The sequence below is a fragment of the Euzebya sp. genome (assembly GCF_964222135.1).
In the GTDB taxonomy this organism is placed as follows: Bacteria; Actinomycetota; Nitriliruptoria; order Euzebyales; family Euzebyaceae; genus Euzebya.
On the sequence record NZ_CAXQBR010000073.1, the window covers coordinates 18,834 to 37,094 of the forward strand.

Annotated in this window: 17 protein-coding genes and 1 tRNA gene; 4 read left to right on the forward strand and 14 right to left on the reverse strand. The window is 72.3% G+C overall.

The window, feature by feature from the left end; translation table 11 throughout:
• Positions 1 to 13 precede the first annotated feature (13 nt).
• From ACEQ2X_RS15865 to thrS, 7 genes are read right to left on the reverse strand one after another with little or no spacing between them, the layout of a single operon-like run.
• Positions 14 to 670 carry a DVUA0089 family protein gene (locus tag ACEQ2X_RS15865; protein WP_370326807.1) on the reverse strand — a complete coding sequence of 219 codons (657 nt, stop codon included), beginning with the start codon at positions 668 to 670 and terminating at the stop codon, positions 14 to 16.
• Between the two features lie 21 nt (positions 671 to 691).
• A complete protein-coding gene (nrfD, locus tag ACEQ2X_RS15870) occupies positions 692 to 1,624 on the reverse strand; it encodes an NrfD/PsrC family molybdoenzyme membrane anchor subunit (RefSeq protein ID WP_370326808.1) in 933 nt (310 codons plus the stop codon).
• On the reverse strand, positions 1,621 to 2,538 hold the full coding sequence (locus ACEQ2X_RS15875; RefSeq protein WP_370326809.1) for a 4Fe-4S dicluster domain-containing protein: 918 nt from the start codon (positions 2,536 to 2,538) through the stop codon (positions 1,621 to 1,623). The genes nrfD and ACEQ2X_RS15875 overlap by 4 nt, the downstream gene beginning before the upstream one ends.
• The gene (fdh, locus tag ACEQ2X_RS15880) at positions 2,535 to 5,738 is read right to left on the reverse strand and encodes a formate dehydrogenase (RefSeq protein ID WP_370326810.1); all 3,204 of its coding nucleotides are present in this window, start codon (positions 5,736 to 5,738) and stop codon (positions 2,535 to 2,537) included. Before fdh ends, ACEQ2X_RS15875 begins: the two co-directional genes overlap by 4 nt.
• A gap of 53 nt (positions 5,739 to 5,791) precedes the next feature.
• On the reverse strand, positions 5,792 to 6,349 hold the full coding sequence (locus tag ACEQ2X_RS15885) for an HIT domain-containing protein (RefSeq protein WP_370326811.1): 558 nt from the start codon (positions 6,347 to 6,349) through the stop codon (positions 5,792 to 5,794).
• Positions 6,350 to 6,380: 31 nt separating this feature from the next.
• A complete protein-coding gene (locus ACEQ2X_RS15890) occupies positions 6,381 to 7,850 on the reverse strand; it encodes a diguanylate cyclase domain-containing protein (RefSeq protein ID WP_370326812.1) in 1,470 nt (489 codons plus the stop codon).
• A 36-nt stretch (positions 7,851 to 7,886) separates the two neighbouring features.
• Complete coding sequence (thrS, locus tag ACEQ2X_RS15895) at positions 7,887 to 9,881, reverse strand: threonine--tRNA ligase (RefSeq protein ID WP_370326837.1); 1,995 nt, start codon at positions 9,879 to 9,881, stop codon at positions 7,887 to 7,889.
• A gap of 126 nt (positions 9,882 to 10,007) precedes the next feature.
• On the opposite strand from thrS, the gene ACEQ2X_RS15900 reads away from it, so the two are divergent.
• From ACEQ2X_RS15900 to ACEQ2X_RS15910, 3 genes are all read left to right on the forward strand, one after another.
• Positions 10,008 to 11,213 (forward strand): acetyl-CoA C-acetyltransferase, encoded by a 1,206-nt coding sequence (locus ACEQ2X_RS15900; RefSeq protein ID WP_370326813.1) that lies wholly within the window; start codon positions 10,008 to 10,010, stop codon positions 11,211 to 11,213.
• Positions 11,213 to 11,905, forward strand: a complete 693-nt coding sequence (gene rpe / locus ACEQ2X_RS15905) for a ribulose-phosphate 3-epimerase (RefSeq protein ID WP_370326814.1) — start codon at positions 11,213 to 11,215, stop codon at positions 11,903 to 11,905. Before ACEQ2X_RS15900 ends, rpe begins: the two co-directional genes overlap by 1 nt.
• A gap of 19 nt (positions 11,906 to 11,924) precedes the next feature.
• Positions 11,925 to 11,997: transfer RNA gene (locus ACEQ2X_RS15910), tRNA-Val, on the forward strand.
• Between the two features lie 57 nt (positions 11,998 to 12,054).
• Here the strand turns inward: ACEQ2X_RS15910 and ACEQ2X_RS15915 are convergent.
• The 5 genes from ACEQ2X_RS15915 to ACEQ2X_RS15935 form a co-directional block, all read right to left on the reverse strand.
• A complete protein-coding gene (locus ACEQ2X_RS15915; RefSeq protein WP_370326815.1) occupies positions 12,055 to 12,762 on the reverse strand; it encodes a hypothetical protein in 708 nt (235 codons plus the stop codon).
• 78 nt (positions 12,763 to 12,840) lie between these two features.
• Complete coding sequence (locus ACEQ2X_RS15920; protein WP_370326816.1) at positions 12,841 to 13,257, reverse strand: cytidine deaminase; 417 nt, start codon at positions 13,255 to 13,257, stop codon at positions 12,841 to 12,843.
• Entirely contained in the window at positions 13,254 to 14,582 is a 1,329-nt protein-coding gene (locus ACEQ2X_RS15925; protein WP_370326817.1) for a hemolysin family protein, read from the reverse strand. Before ACEQ2X_RS15925 ends, ACEQ2X_RS15920 begins: the two co-directional genes overlap by 4 nt.
• On the reverse strand, positions 14,579 to 15,037 hold the full coding sequence (gene ybeY, locus ACEQ2X_RS15930) for an rRNA maturation RNase YbeY (RefSeq protein WP_370326818.1): 459 nt from the start codon (positions 15,035 to 15,037) through the stop codon (positions 14,579 to 14,581). The genes ACEQ2X_RS15925 and ybeY overlap by 4 nt, the downstream gene beginning before the upstream one ends.
• On the reverse strand, positions 15,034 to 16,032 hold the full coding sequence (locus ACEQ2X_RS15935; protein WP_370326838.1) for a PhoH family protein: 999 nt from the start codon (positions 16,030 to 16,032) through the stop codon (positions 15,034 to 15,036). Before ACEQ2X_RS15935 ends, ybeY begins: the two co-directional genes overlap by 4 nt.
• A gap of 158 nt (positions 16,033 to 16,190) precedes the next feature.
• Between ACEQ2X_RS15935 and ACEQ2X_RS15940 the strand changes: the two genes are divergently transcribed.
• On the forward strand, positions 16,191 to 16,745 hold the full coding sequence (locus ACEQ2X_RS15940; RefSeq protein WP_370326819.1) for a hypothetical protein: 555 nt from the start codon (positions 16,191 to 16,193) through the stop codon (positions 16,743 to 16,745).
• A gap of 7 nt (positions 16,746 to 16,752) precedes the next feature.
• Here ACEQ2X_RS15940 and ACEQ2X_RS15945 read toward each other — a convergent pair whose 3' ends face one another.
• Positions 16,753 to 17,784 carry a GGDEF domain-containing protein gene (locus ACEQ2X_RS15945; RefSeq protein ID WP_370326820.1) on the reverse strand — a complete coding sequence of 344 codons (1,032 nt, stop codon included), beginning with the start codon at positions 17,782 to 17,784 and terminating at the stop codon, positions 16,753 to 16,755.
• Positions 17,785 to 17,882: 98 nt separating this feature from the next.
• Positions 17,883 to 18,257, reverse strand: coding sequence for a hypothetical protein (locus tag ACEQ2X_RS15950; protein WP_370326821.1), 375 nt, complete (start codon positions 18,255 to 18,257; stop codon positions 17,883 to 17,885).
• Positions 18,258 to 18,261: the final 4 nt, after the last annotated feature.

An 18,261-nucleotide genomic window follows, 5' to 3' on the forward strand; every position in this document is an offset into this window, starting at 1 on the left:
GGTGCCAGGGTAGTCAGAGGTCGCTGACGACGACGTCGAAGGACCCGCTGTCGCCGCCGAACTCGGTGACCTCGAGGGTGTAGGTCCCCTGGTCGAGGGTCTCGGTGATGCGGGACGCGAAGAAGGCCGAGCCGCCGTCGTCGTCCTCGTCGATCAGCACGCCGTCGGGGCCGAGCAGCGCGATCTCGGGATCGAAGTCGCCGCGGCCCACCACGTCGATCTGAACCCTCGTGCGGTCCCGGACCTCGAAGGTGAACTCGCCGACGTCGCCGTCGCCGATCGATCCGCCCGTCTCGAGGAGCCGGGGGGCGTCGGGGATCTCGGCGTCCTGCAGCTCGGCGAGGTCGAGCTGCTCGAAGCTCTCGATCGCGTCCTGGACGGTGTCGCCCGCCGACCGGATGACGAGGAACACGCCGATGCCGAAGATCAGGACGATGCCGAGCACGACGGCCAGGACGATCCACAGGACCTTCGAGCCCGACGACGAGGTGCTCGGCTGCGGACCCCACGGGCCGGGTTGACCCGGCGGCGGCTGCCCCCACTGCGGCTGCTGCCCCCAGCCGGGCTGCGGCGGTGGCGGCTGCTGCCCCCAACCCGGGTCCTGGCCCCAGCCGCCCTGGTCAGGCGGTGGCGGGGGCGGGGGCTGCCCCCAGCTCTGGTCGTCGCTCATGGGCGGGATGGTAACCGCCGATCACTCCGAGTCGCGCTCCAGGCGGGCGCGCTGGGGCCCGACGGTGGCCTTCGGGTCGCGGGCGGACGCGAAGCCGGCCGTGAAGACGGCCCACCGCTCGGACGCCATGCCGGCGAGCACCAACCCGGCCCCGGCGACGGAGGCGGCCTTCCGCCGGCGACCCCCGAGTGCGAGCAAGGCGGTGCCGGCGGCGGTCAGGCCCTTCGCGGCCGTCGTGAGCCGGCCGGACCGGCCCTCGTGGTACGGGGCTCCGATCTCGCCCAGCCGCTGCTCCATCGTCCGCGCCGCGGCGATCTCCGCCACCCCGCCGATCAGCGCCAGCCGGTGGGCGACCGGGTCGTTCGGGCGCAGCACCGCCCCCGCCGCCCCGGCCGAGGCCACCGATCCGGCGGCGAAGACCGCCGGCAGCTCGTGGCGGGCGGCGTGCCACACCGGGACGGCGGTGTTGGCGAGCAGCGCGCCCGTGTAGGTCGCCAGGGGCGGGCCGCGCAGCGCCGCCACCGCGTCGGCCACCCGCCGCAGGCGCGGGAACCAACCCAGCTCGCCGAGCAGCGCCGACCCGACCGCCGCAGGGCCGTACCCGGCGAGGATCCAGGACCCGACGCTCATCGGCGACGTCGGCTTCAGCACCCGCAGCATGTGGTGGAACCGCGACGGCCGGCCGAGGTCGGAGATCAGCAGCACCGGGCTGACGACCGCGCCCGCCCCGGCGATGCGCCGAGCCGCCCGGGCGAGGCCGCGATCGCCGATGGCGTCCGCGGCCACCGCCACGACGGAGGAGGCGCCCGCCATGCCGCCCGCGAAGAGGTACCAGGGGATCTCCCAGGTCCACACCGGTGGCTTGATGACCGGCTGGTCGTAGTAGCTGCGCGGCTCGGCGCGCGGGACGACCGAGCCCTTCCCGCCGGTGAGCGACGGACGGGGGTCCGTCATGCCCGTCGTCCCGCGACCACCGCGCCGACGATGACCGCGCCCATGCCGAGCGCGGCGGCGCCGACGGCCCGCCAGACACCCGGCAGGAACTTCGTGGCGGCGATCGGGTCGGGCGGCAACCCGTACACCTCGGGGTCGTCGAGCAGCAGGAAGAACGCCCCGCAGCCGTCGACCCCGTTGGCCTCGTCGGCGCCGTAGAGCTGCGCGCCGACGTAGCCGGCCTCGACCACCTCGTCCAGGCGCTCGGCGGCGGCCGCCCGCATGTCCTCGTAGGTCCCGAACAGGATCGAGTCCGTGGGGCAGGACTGCGCGCAGGCGGGCTCCATCCCGCCCTTCAGCCGGTCGTAGCACATCGTGCACTTGTAGGCGCCCCCGTCGTCGGATCGCCGGTCGACGACCCCGTAGGGGCAGGCGGGGACGCAGTAGCCGCACCCGTTGCAGATGTCGTCCTGCAGCACGACGGTGGCGAACTCGGTCTTGAACAGCGCACCGGTCGGGCACACGTCGAGGCACGCCGCGGTCGTGCAGTGCTTGCACACGTCCGACGACATCAGCCAGCGGAAGCCCTGGTCACTGGCGGAGTCGACGGATGCGACGCGACCGTCGCCGTCGGCGCGGGTGATGTCGAGCTCCCCGTCGACGAACAGCCCCGCCTCCCCGTCGCGGCGGATCTGGGGGATCCGCTGTTCGATGAAGTGCACCGCCCGCCAGTTGTCGGCGTCCAGCCCGACGGTGTTGTCGTAGCTGAACCCGGTCAACGCCATCTCGCCGGCGGGGACGTCGTTCCACTCCTTGCACGCGACCTCGCAGGCCTTGCAGCCGATGCAGACGGTCGTGTCGGTGAAGAAGGCCATCCGCGGCTGGGGGTCGTCGTAGCCGACGGTGGCCGGGGAGGTGGTGAGGCGATCGGTCATGTGCGGGGCTCCCCACGTCGGTGGTCCTCCACGAACTCCCGCAGGGCCGGGCCGCGCGGCCGGCGGCCGGGCTGGATGTCGCAGGTGGCGGCCTTCACCTCCTGGATGTGGACGTTCGGGTCGAGGACGATCGGGAACAGGTCGTTGGCGCTGTCGCCGGTGCTGATGCCGCTGTAGCCCCAGTGGTAGGGCAGGCCGACCTGCTCGATGGTGCGGCCCTGGACCCTGAGGGGCCGGATCCGGTCGGTGACGAGCACCCGCGCTTCGATGGCGGTGCGCGAGGTGACGATCGTCGCCCAGCCGCCGTTGACCAGCCCGCGCTCGGCGGCGAGCTCGGGGCTGACCTCGCAGAACATCTCGGGCTGCAGCTCGCTGAGGTGCTCGACGAAGCGGCTCATGCCACCGGCGGTGTGGTGCTCGGTCAGGCGGTAGGTGGTCATCACGAACGGGTAGGCGTCGGCGCCGGCCTCGTCACCGGTCGGCTGGTAGGCGTTGTCCCGGCGCGGGAACTGCTGGCGGACGGGGTTCGCCTGCTGGCCGTACAGCAGGTTCGGGACCGGCGACTCGTGGGGCTCGTAGTGGGTGGGGAAGGGACCGTCGAGCAGCCCGTTGGGCACGAACAGCCACGACCGGCCGTCGGACTGCATGATGAACGGGTCGGTGCCGGACAGGGCATCCTCCGCGGTCGCCCCCTCGGGGGGGACGTAGTCGGGGGCCCGCGTCTTCTTGAAGTCCGGGGTGTCCTCGCCGGTCCAGCGGCCCTCCTCGGGGTCCCACCAGACGTACTTGCGCCCCTCGTCCCACGGGTTGCCCTGCGGATCGGCCGAGGCGCGGTTGTACAGCAGCCGGCGGTTGTCCGGCCACGCCCAGGCCCACTCGGGCGCCACCCAGGACTGCTCGCTGCCGGGCTTGCGCCGTCGGGTCTGGTTGACCCCGTCGGCGTAGCTGCCGCAGTAGATCCAGCAGCCGCACGCCGTCGAGCCGTCGGCCTCGAGCTGGGTGTAGCTCGACAGCGGGTTGCCGTCGGCGTCCCAGCCGTTGATCTCGGCGAGGACGGCCTCGGCGTCCGGCTCGGCGTGCGCCCCCTGGGTCGGGTAGTCCCAGGTGAGGTGGCGCATGCCCTGGTCGCGCGCCTCGTCGGAGTCGGCCAGCCGGGCCTTCAGGCGGCGGCCGAGGTGGAAGGCGAACCACAGGTCGCTGCGGCAGTCGCCCGGGGGCTCGACGGCCTTGTCGTGCCACTGCAGCAGCCGCTGGGTGTTGGTGAACGACCCGTCCTTCTCCACGTGCGTGGCGGCGGGCAGGAGGAAGACCTCGGTGCCGATGTCGGTGGTGACCAGCTCCCCGGTCTCGATCTCGGGGCTGTCGTACCAGAAGCTGGCGGTCTCGATCTCCTGGAAGTCGCGGACGACCATCCAGTCGAGCTCGGCCATGGCCAGCCGGTGCAGGCGTGAGTTCGCGTTGCCGACCGCGGGGTTCTCGCCGAGCACGAAGTAGCCCTTGACCAGCCCGTCGAGCATGTCCATCGCGGTGCGGTAGGCGGAGTGGTCGCCGCTGATCCGCGGCAGCCAGTTGAACCCGAAGTCGTCCTCGGCGGTGGCGGCATCGCCGAACCACGCCTTCAGCAGCGACACCAGGTAGGCATCCATGTGGCCCCAGTAGCCCGTCGGCGAGGCGTTCTGCTCGACGTAGCTCTGCAGGTCGCCGTACTCCTCGGCGTGGGGCATCGGGATGTAGCCGGGGAGGATGTTGTAGAGCGTGGGGATGTCGGTCGAGCCCTGGATGGACGCGTGGCCGCGCAGCGCCATGATGCCGCCGCCCTTGACGCCGATGTTGCCGAGCAGCTGCTGGATGATCGCGGCGGTGCGGATGTACTGGACGCCGACGGAGTGCTGGGTCCAGCCGACTGCGTAGCAGAACGCGGCGGCCCGGTCGGGCGAGGCGGTGGAGCCGAGCGCGTCGGCCACCCGGAGGAACAGCTCCTGGGGTACCCCGCAGATCTCCTCGACCACCTCGGGCGTGTAGCGCTGGAAGTGGCGCTTCAGCTGCTGGAAGACGCACATCGGGTCGGTGAGCGTGGGGTCGGTGTGCGGCGGGTGGCCGTGCTCCAGCCGTCCGCCGTGGCCCCCGGACTCCGACCCCGCCGCCGACCCCATCTCGCGCTTGCCGGCCGCGCTGGCGGCCTCCATGTCGCGGTACTGCCAGGACGTGGTCAGGTAGCTGCCGTCGTCGGGATCCCAGCCGCTGAACAGCCCGTCGCCGTCCTCGGCGTCGACGTAGTCCTCCTCGAGGATCGTCTGGGCGTTGGTGTAGTTGACGACGTAGTCGCGGAACCACTGCTCGGTGGCCAGCAGGTGGTTGACGATGCCGCCGAGGAAGGCGATGTCGGTGCCGGCGCGCAGCGGCACGTGGATGTCCGCCACCGCGCTGGTCCGCGTGAACCGGGGGTCGACGTGGATGATCGTCGCGCCGTTCCGCTTGGCGTCCATGACGTACTGGAAGCCGACGGGGTGGCACTCGGCCATGTTCGAGCCCTCGATGACGATGACGTCAGCGTTGGCCAGGTCCTGCTGGAAGGTCGTGGCACCGCCGCGACCGAACGAGGTCCCCAGACTGGGGACGGTGGAGGAGTGTCATATCCGGGCCTGGTTCTCGACCTGGATGGCCCCGATCGCGGTGTAGAGCTTCTTGAGGAGGTAGTTCTCCTCGTTGTCGAGCGTCGCCCCGCCGAGGTGGGCGATGCCCATCGTGCGCTTGAGGGGCGTGCCGTCCTCGTCGACGTCCTGCCACGACGCGGCCCGCGTGGCGATCACGCGGTCGGCGATCATGTCCATCGCGGTCTCGAGATCGAGGTCCTGCCACTCCGTCGCGTGCGGCGGCCGGTACTTGACCGTCGTCTCACGCGTGGGCGACGTGACCAGGCTGCGGCTGGCCGATCCCTTGGGGCAGAGCTTGCCCTTCGAGATCGGCGAGTCGGGGTTGCCCTCGATCTGGGTGACCTCGCCGTCGGAGACGTAGATGCGCTGGCCGCAGCCGACCGCGCAGTAGGGGCAGATCGAGTCGACCACCCGGTCAGCCGTCGTGGTGCGGGGCACGAGCTCGGCCGACCGGCGCGACCGCACCGCGGCGCCCCGTCCCAGGGGGTCGTCTCCGCGCAGCTGGCGCACGACGGGCCAGGCGTCGAGGAGTTCGCGGAGTCCCATGTGGGCCTGACCCTAGCGCAGGACGGTGCCCGTCAAACGCGGCGCTCGATCGCCTAGGGCATCTGCGCCTCGAGCGCCGGCTTCAGCAGGTCGTAGGTGTCCCGCATCAGCTGGGGCAGCACGCGGGTCTGCCCGATGACGGGCATGAAGTTCGTGTCACCACCCCAGCGCGGCACGACGTGCTGGTGGAGGTGGTCGGCGATGCCGGCACCTGCGACGGTCCCGAGGTTCATGCCGACGTTGACGCCGTGCGGCGAGACGGTGGCGGCCATCGCGCGGATCACCCGCTGTGTCAGGTCGGCGATCTCCTGGGTCTCCGCCGCCGAGAGGGTCGTGTAGTCGTCGGTGTGGGTGTACGGGATGACCATGACGTGCCCGGGGTTGTACGGGTACGCGTTGAGGATCACGAACGCCGTCTGCCCCCTGTGGAGCACCCGGGAGTCGTCGAAGGAGTCGGCGTCGACGCAGAAGGGGCACCCCTCCTCCGACCGGCCGGGGTCGCGGATGTACTCCATCCGCCACGGCGTGTACAGCCGGCCGTAGTGGTCCGTCCGCTCGTCCAGCGGATCGGCGTCGGGGTGGTCGGCGCCGGCGGGCAGGTGCTCCTCCATGGCCGCCCAGCGTAGGCCGCGTCGCCGCGGCTCAGCCGAGGGCCGAGCCGGCGGCCACGGCTGGGTGGCCGTCACCGTCGAGCGGTGCGTCCAGCACGACGGCGCAGTCGCGCCCGCGGGCCTTCGCCAGGTACAGCGCCTCGTCGGCCAGACGCAGCGCGCTGTCGGAGGCGCCGAGCACGGCCCCGCCGATCGAGATGGAGGTGCGGATGTGGTTGACGCCCACCACGACCGACCGGCGGTTGGCCTCGACGAGGCGGTCCGCCACCACCCGGGCCTCCGCCACGTCGACGTGCAGCAGGATCGCGAACTCGTCTCCCCCGAGCCGGGCGATCACCGATCCGCTCGGCGCGGTCGTGAGCAGCCGCTCGGCGACGGCGCGGAGGACCTCGTCGCCCGCGTGGTGCCCGAAGGTGTCGTTGACGGCCTTGAAGGCGTCGACGTCGATGATCAGGGCGACACCCTGCGCCCCGTCCCGCTCGGCGGCGTACAGGTGGTCGTTGAACAGCGCCCGGTTGGCGATCCGGGTCAGCTCATCGTGGGTGGCGCGGTAGCGCAGGTCCGCCCGGCTCTCCTCGAGGTCGCGCGCGACCAGCCACAGGCGGGCGATCACGAGGCCGAACATGACCATGGTGGCGGCGAGCAGCTGGCGGTCGCTCGCGTGGGAGCCGACCGCGTTCAGCACGGCGTGGAGGACCGGCGCGGCGAGCGCGGCGATCGAGAGCAGCACCAGCCGGGCGGGGCGGAGGTCGGCGGCGGACTCGAGGTCGGCCCCGTCGGCGATGGTGGTGGCGCTGCGGTGGGAGGCGGCCGCGAAGAAGCCCACGTAGGCGATCCACCAGAGGGCGTCGACCGACAGGCCGGCCGTGTACGTCGCGTAGGACGCGAGGTACAGGTACCAGACGTCAGCCGCGAGGTTGAGGGTGACCGCGCCGAGGAGGAGCCACAGGGACGGCGAGGGCCGCAGCCGGTGCACCAGCAGCTGGGTGCAGGTGACCAGCAGCAGCAGGTCCCCGATCGGGTAGGCGGCCGTGACGAGTCGGGCCAGCAGCGGCTCGCCGGCGTCGGTGACGGCCGGCGTCACGAAGAAGATCCACAGGGCGAGGCCGGCGCCGGAGGCCAGGATCAGCCCGTCGATGACGGGTTGGGGTCGGCTCCGTCCCGTCCCGGTCCGGGCCATCCGGGTCAGACCGACCGCCATCATCGGGTAGGAGGCGATGTACAGCAGGTCGCTCGCGTTCGGGTAGGCCTCGCTCTCGGCGACCAGGGTGAGGTAGGCGTAGGCGACGTCGCCTGCGATCCAGACGCACACGGCGGCGGCGATGGCCACCCACCCCGTCCGCGGGGCCCGCATCCGCCACACGGCGACCGCGGTCGCGATGGCGAGGCCGACGGCGCCCACCAGCCAGAAGCTCTCGGCGATCAGACCCTCGGGCAGGGTGAAGTAGACCAGTCCCCAGAGGGAACCGAGCAGCACGACTGCCTTCGAGGTGCGGTTCACCCCTCCCCATCGGCGGGGAGGGGGCGGAGCTGAGCCCTAGCCCGGTTGGGGGCCGAGCCCCTTCGCCGACACCTCGTCGGCCAGCTCGGCCACCCAGGCGTCGAGCGCCACGCCCTTGCGCTGGTCGCCGTAGCGCGGGCGGATCGACACGGTGCGGTCCTCCGCCTCGGCGTCGCCGACGATCAGCATGTAGGGCACCCTCGCCTGCTGGTGCTTGCGGATCTTCGCGCCCATCGTGTCGTCGCCGACGTCGACCTGGGCGCGGAGGTCCGCGGCGCGCAGCGCAGACTCCACCTCGCGGGCGTAGTCGAGGTGGGCGTCGCTGATCGGGATGACCACGGCCTGCCGGGGGGCCAGCCAGGTGGGGAACGCCCCGTTGTAGTGCTCGAGCAGGATCCCGAAGAACCGGTCGAGGGATCCGTACAGCGCCCGGTGCACCATGTAGGGGCGGTGCGCCTCGCCGTCGGACCCGGTGTAGGTCAGGTCGAAGCGCTGGGGGTGGTTGAAGTCGACCTGGACGGTGGTCAGCTGCCACGCGCGACCGATCGCGTCGGTCACCTGCAGATCGATCTTCGGGCCGTAGAAGGCCCCCTCCCCCTCGTCGACGACGTAGTCGAGACCGGAGCGGTCCAGGGCCTGGCGCAGGGCGTCCTCGGCGTGCGCCCACTCCTCGTCCGTCCCGACCGTCTCGGCCTTCGGCGGCCGGGTCGACAGCGCCACCCGGCTGGGCCCGGCGCTGAACCCGTAGTCGCGGTAGACCTCGAGGGCGAACGTCAGGCAGCCGAGCACCTCGTCGACGACCTGGTCGGCGGTGCAGAAGATGTGGCTGTCGTCCTGGGTGAACCCGCGGGCGCGCAGCAGCCCGTGGACGGTGCCGGACTTCTCGTAGCGGTACACCGTGCCGAGCTCGGCCAGCCGGAGCGGGAGCTCGCGGTAGGACCGCTGCCGCGACGCGTAGATCAGCACGTGCATCGGGCAGTTCATCGGCTTGGGGTAGTAGTCGATGCCCTCGGACTCCGACGACGGGTCGAGCTGCATCGGCGGGTACATCCCGTCGGCGTAGAAGTCGAGGTGCCCGGAGGTCGCGAACAGCTGCCCCTTGGTGAGGTGCGGCGTGTAGACGCCCTCGTACCCGTGGCGGCGGGTGGCCGCCCGGATGTAGTCCTCCATCTGCTGGCGGACGATCCCGCCGTCGGGGTGCCACACCGCCAGGCCGGGACCGAGCTCCTCCGGGAAGCTGATCAGGTCGAGCTCGCGGCCGAGCTTGCGGTGGTCGCGCTTGCGCGCCTCCTCCTGCTGGGTGAGGAACGCCTTGAGCGCCTTCTTCGACTCCCACGCGGTGCCGTAGATCCGCTGCAGCATCGGGTTCTGCTCGCTGCCCCGCCAGTAGGCGCCGGCGACGCGCTGCAGGGTGAAGGCCGGGATCCACTTGGTGGTGGGGACGTGCGGACCTCGGCACAGGTCCTGCCAGTGCCCGCCGTCGGGCTTGTCGTTGCGGTAGATCGAGATGCCCGCGCCGTCCGGGTTTACGGTCGGGTCCTCCGCCGCCGCCTCCCCGTCGGTGAGGATCTCGACCTTGTACGGGTTGTCCGCGAAGGCCTCGAGGGCCTCGTCGCGGTGCACCTCGACGCGGACGAACGGCTGGTCCTCGCGGACGATCTCGACCATGCGCGCCTCGATCTGCTCGAGGTCGTCGGCGGTGAAGGGCCGCTCGGGGTCGAAGTCGTAGTAGAAGCCGTTCTCCACGGGCGGGCCGATGCCGAACGGGGTCCCCGGGAACAGGTCGGTGACGGCCTGGGCCATCACGTGAGCGGTGGAGTGGCGGATGATGAACCGCCCGTCGTCGGAGTCCGCCGCGATCGGCTCGACCCGCGCGCCGTCGGCCACCTCGCGGGACAGGTCCACGGGCGTCCCGTCGACCGTCGCGGCGACGACCATGCCCCGCACGGCCCCGAGGGCCTTGAGCGCGTCCTGGGCCGTCGTGCCGGTGGGGACCTCGACGCTCGCGCCGTCTGGTCCGTACACCGTCATCACGTCCGACACCGGGTGCTCCTCACGTTCTGGGGGTCAGGGCGGCGAAGGATAGCCGGCGTCGGCGTGCGCCCGTCCTCGGTGTCCGCCTACGCTTGGCACGCCGCCCGCCCTCGAGGAGTGACCATGCCAGAGCCCGTCATCGTCGCCGCTGCGCGCACCCCCATCGGCCGAGCCGGCAAGGGGTCGCTGGTCGACTTCCGGCCCGACGACCTCGCCGCGATCGCGGTGGGTGCCGCCATGGCCGAGGTGCCCGAGCTCGACCCGTCCGACGTCGAGGACCTCATCCTCGGCTGCGGCCTGCCCGGCGGCGAGTCCGGCTTCAACATGGGCCGGGTGGTCGCCACCCTCCTCGGCTGGGAGACCGTCCCGGGGACGACCGTGACCCGCTACTGCGCCTCGTCGACCCAGTCGATGCGGATGGCCGCGCACGCGATCAAGGCGGGCGAGGGCGACGTGTTCGTCGCCGCCGGCGTCGAGACCGTCAGCCGCTACGTGAACGGCACCTCCGACGCCGGTCCGCACAACCCGCGCTTCGCCGAGGCCGAGGCCCGCACGCAGCGCGTCGCCGAGGAGGGCGCTGACGACTGGACGCCGCCGGAGGGCCTGCCGGACATCTACATCCCGATGGGCCAGACCGCGGAGAACGTCGCGGTGCTGCACGGCGTCACCCGCGAGCGGATGGACGAGTTCGCGGCGCTGTCCCAGCAGCGAGCCGTCGAGTCGCAGGGGAACGGGTTCTGGGAGCGCGAGATCACCCCGGTGGAGCTGCCCGACGGCACCAAGATGACCGCCGACGACGGCCCGCGACCGGGGACGACGGTCGAGAAGCTCGCCGAGCTGAAGCCGGTCTTCCGCCCGGACGGCCGCATCACGGCCGGCAACGCCTGCCCGCTCAACGACGGCGCCGCCGCGGTCGTCGTGATGTCCGACACGAGGGCGGCCGAGCTCGGCATCACGCCGCTGGCGCGGATCATCGCGACGGGCGTCACGGCGCTGAACCCCGAGATCATGGGCATGGGCCCGGTGGAGGCGTCGAAGCAGGCCCTCGCCCGGGCGGGGATGACGATCGACGACGTGGACCTGGTCGAGATCAACGAGGCGTTCGCCGCCCAGGTGATCCCGTCCGCCGACGAGCTCGGGATCGGGTGGGACAGGTTGAACGTCCACGGCGGGTCGATCGCCGTCGGCCACCCGTTCGGGATGACCGGCGCCCGGATCATGACCACGCTGCTGAACGGGCTGCAGACCGCCGACAAGTCCATCGGGCTCGAGACGATGTGCGTCGGCGGCGGCCAGGGCATGGCCATCATCGTGGAGCGCCTGTCGTAGTGGACCCCAAGATCGTCCCGTCGACCCTGCCCGCCGACTTCGCGAACCTCGGCCGTGACTGCCAGGCGCTCGAGCGGGCCGGTGCCGACCGGCTCCAGTGGGACGTGATGGACGGCACGTACGTGCCGAACCTGACCTTCGGCCCCGACGTGATCGCCGCCTGCCGCCAGGTCTGCGAGCTGCCGTTCGAGGTCCACGTCATGGCCGACCGGCCCGAGGACCTGCTGGAGCGCTACGTGAAGGAGGCGGGCTGCGAGGTGGTCATCTGCCACCCCGAGACCCTCGCCATGCCGCACCGCACGTACCAGCAGATCAAGGACTGGGACGCGAAGGTCGGCGTCGCCCTTTCCCCCGCCACGCCCCTGGCCCACGTCGAGGACGTCATGGACCTGATCGACATGATCCTGATCATGACGGTCAACCCGGGCTTCGGCGGCCAGTCCTACCTGACCTCCATGGAGCCGAAGATCACCCGGGCGAGGCTGATGATCGAGGCGTCGGGGCGCGACATCGACCTCGAGGTCGACGGCGGCATCGGTCCCGACACCATCGCCGGCGCCGCGGCGGCCGGGGCCGACGTGTTCATCAGCGGCAGCGCGCTGTGGCGCTACCCCTCGTTCGCCGAGGGCATCGACGACCTGCGCGAGCGGGCCCGCGCCGCGACCGCAGGCGGTGTGGACTCCGCCAGTTGAGGTACCATCCTCCGTCCTCGGGCGCGTAGCTCAGTGGGACGAGCGCTCCGCTCACACCGGAGAGGTCGCTGGTTCGATCCCAGCCGCGCCCACCCGATCCCGCGGCACCAGCCGCGGGATCGTCGCGTCCCCCGGGTCGGTTCCCCCGGTCAGTCGGTGGCGGCGCGGAAGATGATCGTCTGGCCGTTGCCGCGGTTCTCCGCCAGCTCGACGCGGGTCACCTCGGTGCGGAACGGGCCGGCGCCGAAGAAGCTGACCTGTCCGCCGACGGAGCGGACCACGCGGGTGTCGACGACGCTGCCGTTCGCGTCGTACAGGTTCACCTGGTAGGTGTCGTCGTCGTCGGTGCCCCGCACCACCGCTGCGATCTCGCCCCGCTCGCCGACGCGGGCGGCGCCCTCGTGGCGGGGGGCGACGTCGTCGACGGCCATCGGCTCGCCCAGGTTGATCGTGGCCGCGGCGGCCTGCAGGTCGTCGATGACGCCTTCGAGGCCGCTGTTCTGCCCGCGGAGGACGAAGTTCCAGACGCTCAGGACGACGATCAGCAGCAGACCGGCGATGGCCAGGACGCGGATGGTCCGGCTCGGCCCCTCGTCGAAGTCGCCGAAGTCGGTGTCGGGCTCGTCCTCGCGCTCCTTGGTCTCGACCAGGCGCGCGGCCTTCTCCCGCCGCTCGGCGCGCTCGACCTCGGCCAGGTCCGACGCGATGGACCGCAGCTCGCCCACCCGCGCACGACATTCCCCGCAGTCCAGGAGGTGTGACCGGAACGCGCCGGATTCGGCCTCATCCAGACTGCCCATGACATGTCGCACCGCGTAGTCCTCGTAGGGACGGTGCTCTTCGGCGTCACCGAGCATCTGCGATCAGCATACCCATCGCGCGGGGCGACGATAAGTCCGAAATCGGCGTCCTGGGGAGCAGGACCGACCGACCGGTCAGTGACCCTGACCGGCATCGAGTCGGCGGGGACCGAAGCCGTCGGGCAGCAGATCCCGACCCAGGACGTAGGTCGCGGTCCCCCCGTCCGCCCCGGCGGCGTGGACCACCAGATCGGGGGCGAACTCGAAGAGGACCTGCCGGCACATCCCGCAGGGCGTGGTCGGGCCCTCCCCCGACCCGATGACGGCGATCGCCCGGAACCGCCGGTGCCCGGCGGCGACCGCGGCGGCGACCGCCGTGCGCTCCGCGCAGATCGTCGCGGGGTAGGCGGCGTTCTCGACGTTGCAGCCCTCGACGACCGTGCCGTCCTCGCACTCGAGGGCGGCGCCGACGCGGAAGCCGGAGTAGGGCACGTACGCCTGCTGCTGGGCATCGCGCGCCCGGGCGAGGAGCCCCTCGAGGTCCGTCGTCACTGGTCGTCTCCGGCGGGGTGCAGGCTGAGGGACTCCGCGCGGACGTCGCCGTCGCCGCGGCCCGCGCCGTCCTCGTGCACGGGCCGACGCTCGACCAGCACCTCGACGATGCGCCGGCCGCGGACCCGCTCGGCGACCAGCTGCAGCCGGTCGACGTCGACGGACTCCCCCGGGCGCGGGACGTGGCCGAGGACGCCGTAGAGCAGCCCGCCGACGGTGTCCCAGTCGTCGTCGGGCAGGTCCGCCTCGGTCAGCTCCTCGAGCTCGGACACCGAGACGCGGGCGTCGACGCGCCAACGGTCGTGGTCGAGCTGGGCCACCAGCGGCTCCTCGGAGTCGTACTCGTCGATGATCTCCCCGACGATCTCCTCGAGGACGTCCTCGATCGTGGCGATCCCGGCCAGGGCGCCGTACTCGTCCACCACGACCGCCATGTGGACCTGCTCGGCCTGGAGCTCGCGGAGCAGGCCGTCGACCCGCTTCAGCTCCGGCACCACGTACGGCGGGCGGATCAGGTCGTCCCACGGCCCGTCCTCGTTGCCCTCGAGGTGGATCCGCTTGAGGACGTCCTTCGCGTAGAGGACGCCGGCGATGTCGTCGCGATCCTCTCCCCGGTGCACCGGGATGCGGGAGTAGCCGCGGTCGAGGATGACGCCGACGACCTCGTCGAGGGGCAGGCCCGCGGAGACCATCACGACGTCGGGGCGGGGGACCATGATCTCGCGGACGAGCGTGTCGCCCAGCTCGAAGATCGAGTGGATCATCGCCCGCTCCGACGGTTCGATCGACTGCCCCTCCGCCTCGTCGATCAGGTCGCGGATCGCCTCCTCGGTCACGAAGGCCTCGGCCCCGTCCTCCGCGCCGGGCACGATCCGGGCGCCGAGCCACACCAGCAGGGTCGTGGCGGGTCGCAGGACCGCGGAGGCGGTGCTCACCGGTCCCGCGGTGCGCCGGGCCACGTCCTCGGCGTGGCGCAGGGCGATGGACCGCGGGATCAGCTCGGCGCCGACGTAGCCGAGGACGCCCATGACCACGACGGCCGCGACGATGGACCAGGCCGGGACGAGGACGCTGCCGAGCGCGTCGGTGGCCAGGGCGACGGCGGCCACCAGTGGCACGACGATGAGCAGCGTGAGCGCCGACCAGGTGCGGCTCGAGTCCTCGAGCAGGGCGACGACCCGCGCGGCGCCCTTCCGCTGCTCGTCGACGAGCCGGGCGGCCCGGGCGGTGGTCATGCGGTCGAGCGCAGCCCGCGCAGCGGCGAAGTAGCCGGTGACGACCAGCAGGACCACGGCGGCCAGACCCTCGATGACCTCGGCGCTCACCGGCCTGCCCCCTCCACCGCGTCGAAGCTCGCCAGCAGGTCGTCGGTCAACCCGAACATGTGCGCGCGCTCCCCCTCCTCGGCGTGGTCGTGGCCGAGGAGGTGCAGCAGGCCGTGCACCACCAGCAGGTCCATCTCCGCCTGCGCGGTCTTGCCGTGCTCGGGCGCCTGCGCCGCCGCGACGGCGGGGCACAGCACCACGTCACCCAGGATCGCGACGTCGCCGGGCGTCGTCTCGCCGGGCTGGTCGAGGGGGAAGGCGAGCACGTCGGTGGGGCGGTCGCTCCCCATGTGCGTGCGGTTGAGGGCGGTGATGGCCTCGGCGTCGACGCAGAGGACCGACACCTCCATGGCATCGGGGACGCCGCGGTCGGCGCACACGTGCTGCGCCAACCGGCGGAGCCGCGGGAGGTCGACGGCGACCTCCGCCTGCTCGTCGGCGACGAAGACGGTCACGGACGTCGGTCGGGACCCGCCGCGGGCGGGTCGGCATCCGCGGGCGCCTCGGGCTCCGCCTCTCCCCAGGCCTCGTAGGCGGCGACGATCTGCTGGACGATGTTGTGGCGCACCACGTCCCGGCCCGTCAGCTCGCAGAACGCGATCCCGTCGATCCCCTCGAGGATCTGGCGGACCACCCGCAACCCCGACCGGGATGACCGGCCCGGCAGGTCCACCTGGGTGACGTCCCCGGTGACGACCGCCTTCGAGCCGAACCCGATGCGGGTGAGGAACATCTTCATCTGCTCCGGCGTGGTGTTCTGCGCCTCGTCGAGCACGATGAAGGAGTCGTTGAGGGTCCGTCCCCGCATGAAGGCCAGGGGGGCGACCTCGATCACGCCGCGGTCCATCAGCGTGGCCAGGTTCTCGGCGTCCATCATGTCGTGGAGGGCGTCGAACAGCGGCCGCAGGTACGGGTCGATCTTCTCGAACAACGTGCCGGGGAGGAAGCCGAGCCGCTCCCCCGCCTCGACCGCCGGTCGGGTGAGGATGATCCGGGTGACGTCCTTGCGCTTGAGCGCGAGGACCGCCATCGCCATGGCGAGGTACGTCTTGCCGGTCCCGGCCGGCCCGATGCCGAAGGTCACCGTGTTCGTGCGGATCGCGTCCAGGTACCGCTTCTGCCCGAACGTCTTGGGGCGGATCGAGCGCCCTCGGTGGGTCAGCGCCTCGTCGCCGAGGACCTCGGACGGGTTGGCGTGCTCGGATCCGCGGACCATGTCGACGGTGGAGGAGACGGTCCCGGCGTCGAGGTGCTGGCCAGCGGCGACCAGGGTGAGCAGCTCCTCGAAGACCCGGACGACCTGGTCGGGCTGGGGCGGCTCGCCGGTGACGGTGATCTCGTTGCCGCGCACGAGGATGTCGACGTCGAAGGCGTCCTCGACCAGCTTCAGCAGCTCGTCGCGGGTGCCGAGCAGGCCGACCATGGCGTGCTCGCCGGGGACGGTGGTCATGCGGACCGTGCTGGCGGCGTCGGTGCTGGCGGTCAAGCTGGTGCGTCTCGTCGGTGCTCGGGGACAGGGCTGCTCGGGGATGGCGGCTCGGGACAGGACGGGCGTTCGAGCGGTGGCCGAGTCTACCGCGCCCGACGCCGTCGCTACCCTGTCGCGTCGTGTCCACCAGCCGTCTGGGAGCCGTCGCGCTCGTCGGGTGCGTCCTGCTCGCCGGGTGCGGCGTCCTCGGCATCCGCGCGGACGTCTCGATCGAGGAGGCGCGGGAGCTCCTCGACCAGGCGGTCGGGTTGACGGCGGACGGGGACCCGGCGGGCATCTGCGGGCTGTCGCCGTCGGAGGCGTCCACCTGCCTCGACACCCTCGAGACCGCCGGCGCGCTGGTCCCCGAGGACCCGCCGCGGATCGACTGCGTGGTGCGGGCGCCGGAGGACGGGCCGCTCCGCGGCGGGGTGGTGCTGGTGCTCAGCGGCACGGACCGCAACGGCGACGGCTACACGACCGAGTTCGTGGTGTTCGACGACGGAGAGGAGATCGGCGCGCTCGACGCGGTCTGGTGGAGCGGCCTGTCGATCAAGAGCTACGACGGCGACACGGTGACGTGGCGCTTCGACTCGAGCTCGGAGACCTGCGACCGGGGCGGCCTGCCGACGGGTGCGCCTGTGCCGGGCACGGGGTCCGAGCCGGGTGTCGAGTCGGAGTCCCCCTCGGAGTGACCGGGGTTCAGGCCGCCCCGACCAGCACGACCCGGTTGCGACCGGACTGCTTGGCCTCGTAGAGGGCGAGGTCGACGCGTCGGAGCAGGTCGGTCACGGTGTCGCCCGGCTCGACGGCGGTCACGCCGAAGCTGGCCGTGAGGGGGACCCGGCCGCCCATGGCCTCGAGGGCGAGGCGGCAGCGCTCGGCGACCTCCGACCCCTCCCCCAGGTCGGTGTCGACGAGCAGCGCGACGAACTCCTCCCCTCCCCAGCGGGCCAGCACGTCCCGCTCCCGGACCGTGCCGGCCACCACCACCGCGGTCTGGCGCAGCACCTCGTCGCCGACGTCGTGGCCGAGGGTGTCGTTGACGGCCTTGAAGTGGTCGAGGTCGAACATCACCACGGTGTCAGGCCCGCCGCCCTCGTGCGCCCGCGCCACCGCCGCGCGCAGGTGGACGCTCATCTGCCGCCGGTTCGGCAGATCGGTGAGCTCGTCGCGGAAGGCGAGCTCCGCGCGCTCCTGGGCGGTCTGGGCACGTTCGCGCTGGGACTCGACGGAGGCGGCGAGGATGCGGAACATCAGGATCACGATGCCGGCCTGCACCGCCACGGGGAGGACGGTTTCGACGACCCCCGCCGGGTGGTCGAGGCCCATGGGCCCGGCGACCAGCACGACCACGGCGGTCAGCAGGTTGACGCCGCTGACCACCAGGCCACGGGACGGCCCGAGGCCGATGAACGCCGCGCCGCTCAGGAGGGTGACACCGCGGAACGACAGGTACTGCAGGCTGACGAGGTCCGCGGGGGCGTCGGTCGGGGCGATCCAGACCCGGCGGAGGAACAGCGCCAGGCCGATCACGAGGGCGACCGTGATCGCCGTGGGCGGGATGAGGCGCGACCGCGCCGCGAGGACCGCCAGCGCGGCGAACCCCGCCGCCGAACCGAGCCAGGCCGCGCGGTCGAGGGCCGCGAGGTCGGCACCGACGGCCGACAGCACGAGCGCCGCGGCTCCGAGCAGGAGCACGGTCACCGTGAGGGGCAGGCGGGGGTCGTCCATCGGTGCGTGACGGGCGCGTCACACCGCGCTCGCCACCGCCAGTATCCGTCGCCTGCACGCCCCCGGTACCCCGCGCAGACGAGAGTGATCCGCGCGGACTAGTCCACCCGCCAGGGCGCGTCGACGTACGGGTCGGCCGGGGGGTGGGGCGCGGGCGGGTGGCCGGGCAGGTCCGGTACCTCGAAGCGGAGGATCGCCCCGCCGAGCGCCTTGCCGAGGTTGTCCGCGCGCAGGCTGCGCGGGCCCCCGCCGCCGAGAGCGTCACGGAGCAGGAACTTGAGGGCCAGGACGTTCGGGAGCTCCCACCGGGTGACGTCGCCGCGGACCAGGTCGCCGTAGTGCGCGGCGACCGCCTCGGTGGTGAGGTGGGTCACGAGGTGGTCGTAGGCCGCCCGGTCGCGGGCGAACACGGTGACGTCGGAGTCCGGCCCCTTGTCCCCTGGCCGGGCGAAGGCGAGGTCGTTGACGAGCACGGTC